This is a genomic window from Mesorhizobium sp. M2A.F.Ca.ET.037.01.1.1 (assembly GCF_003998075.1).
Taxonomy (GTDB): domain Bacteria; phylum Pseudomonadota; class Alphaproteobacteria; order Rhizobiales; family Rhizobiaceae; genus Mesorhizobium.
This window is the reverse complement of the sequence record NZ_RZSA01001135.1, coordinates 1-1,932: the sequence shown is the minus strand read 5'-3', so window position 1 is coordinate 1,932 and position 1,932 is coordinate 1. Positions and strand designations below refer to the sequence as shown.

The following is a 1,932-nucleotide window of genomic DNA, read 5'->3' as shown; positions in this document are numbered from 1 at the left end:
GTGCCGGCCGGCGCCGGCGACTGGCCGATCTTGCCGGCCGCGACCTGCACGTTCTGCTCGGCGATGGCGTTCTGGACGTCGACGGCGGTGATACCGAGATTGGCGAGCTTGTCTGGGTCGAGCCAGACGCGCATCGAATAGCGGCGCTCGCCGAAGATCTGCACGTCGCCGACGCCCGGCAGGCGCTTCAGCGGATCGACCACCTGCAGATAGGCAAGGTTGCTCAGCGCCACGGGATCGACCGAGCCGTCCGGCGAGGTGAGGTCGACGATCAGCACGAAATTGGGGTTCTGCTTCTTGATCGTCACGCCGCCCTGGTTCACGATTGCCGGCAGGGAGGACGCCGCTTGGCTGACGCGATTCTGCACGTCGACGGCCGCCGTGCTCAGCGGATAGCCGACGTCGAAGGTGATGGTGATGGTGGACGAGCCGTCATTTGAGCTCGTCGACGACATGTAGGTCATGCCCTGCACGCCGTTGATCTGCTGCTCGAGCGGCGTGGTGACCGTATCGGCCACGACCTGCGCGCTGGCGCCCGGATAGTGGGCGCTGACCACGACCTGCGGCGGCGTGATGTCGGGGAACTGCGAGACCGGCAGCAGGAAATAGGCGATCGCGCCGGCGAGCACCATGATGATGGCGATCGCGGACGCGAAGATCGGGCGGTGGACGAAGAAGTTTACCATGATGCGCATGCCTCGACGAAGGGCTTTGCGAAATGACGCAGGCGCCGGGTCCGGCCGGAACCGGAATCCTGCAGGAAGGAAGGCAGGATTTCATCATCCGGCGCCTGTTTCGCCGCGCGCTGGCGCAGCATCCGTTCGAAGGCTTTGGGGTCGATTCCGTCCGCCTTCATCACCAGCCGGATCATCGGATCCCGGACGGCTTCGTCGATCGTCAGGTCTTTGCGCTTTTGCATAGGAGCGGCTCCTTGCTCGGTCCGCATCGATTGATCACGGACCGCTTTTCTCTTTTTCACCGGCCGAAGCCGCATGACAGGCTGCTTTTTCGTCCTATCTCACTCTGGCAGGCTATCGGAGGGCCTTGTCGTTTGACGGGGAGTGATATAGGTGTTACCAGTAAGTAACATCTAAAAGTTACAGACCGGTAACACCCTAGTCAAGAGGTGGCGACGGTTTTTTTGGAAACGACGAAAGGAGATCATCATGAGTGACGGCGTCGCGGAGCGTTCCCGTCCCCGGGATCGGATCCTGGAGACGGCGCAGGACATGTTCCACAAGCACGGCATCAAGGGCGTTGGCGTCGACGCCATCACCGAGGCTGCCGGCACCAACAAGATGACGCTTTACCGCCATTTCGAGTCCAAGGACGAGCTGGTCGTTGAATGCCTGCGCGCCACGGCGGCGAAGGCTTCAAGGATCTGGGACGAGTTCGAGGCCCAGCATCCCGGCGACAAGCTCGCCCAGTTGCATGCCTGGGTCCAGAAGGCTTCGGAACTGCTCAGCGCCGACAGCCGCGGCTGCGACATGGCCAATGCCGCCGTCGAGCTCACCGAGGCCGACCACCCGGCCAGGCGCGTCATCAAGGAACTGAAGGAAGCCCAGCGCGAGAAGCTGGTAGCGCTTTGCCGCGATGCCGGCATCGGCCAGGCCGAACTGCTTGCCGACACGCTGTCGCTGCTGCTCGAAGGCGCCCGCGTCTCGATGCAGAGCGTCGGCGCCGAAGGCCCGAGCGCGCAATTCGTGCGCATGGCCGAAAGCCTGATCGCTTCATTCCGGGCGCGCTGACTCGGGGCTTACGGACTCCCCCTCATCCGGCCGCTTCGCGGCCACCTTCTCCCCGAGGAGGGTTTTGCATGGGAGTCGATATTTAGCGCACGAGGCGGATGGGCGTTTTTTGAAAGGCGCTCTGGCCGCTTTGGCGGGTTATTTTGCCTCGCTCTTGGGGCCTCAGGCCGCCTTGGCAGTGGAT

3 protein-coding genes are annotated in these 1,932 nt (G+C 63.3%); 1 reads left to right on the top strand and 2 read right to left on the bottom strand.

Annotation, left to right across the window (positions count from 1 at the left end):
- Both EOA27_RS34300 and EOA27_RS34295 read right to left on the bottom strand, forming a co-directional pair.
- Positions 1–686 (bottom strand): efflux RND transporter permease subunit (locus EOA27_RS34300; protein ID WP_189562253.1); only part of this gene is annotated, 686 nt, incomplete at its 3' end.
- A complete protein-coding gene (locus EOA27_RS34295; RefSeq protein WP_245467175.1) occupies positions 680–994 on the bottom strand; it encodes a hypothetical protein in 315 nt (104 codons plus the stop codon). The genes EOA27_RS34295 and EOA27_RS34300, both read right to left, overlap by 7 nt.
- 172 nt (positions 995–1,166) lie before the next feature.
- Between EOA27_RS34295 and EOA27_RS34290 the strand changes: the two genes are divergently transcribed.
- Positions 1,167–1,748 (top strand): TetR/AcrR family transcriptional regulator, encoded by a 582-nt coding sequence (locus tag EOA27_RS34290; protein WP_126078646.1) that lies wholly within the window; start codon positions 1,167–1,169, stop codon positions 1,746–1,748.
- The last annotated feature ends 184 nt before the right edge of the window (positions 1,749–1,932 follow it).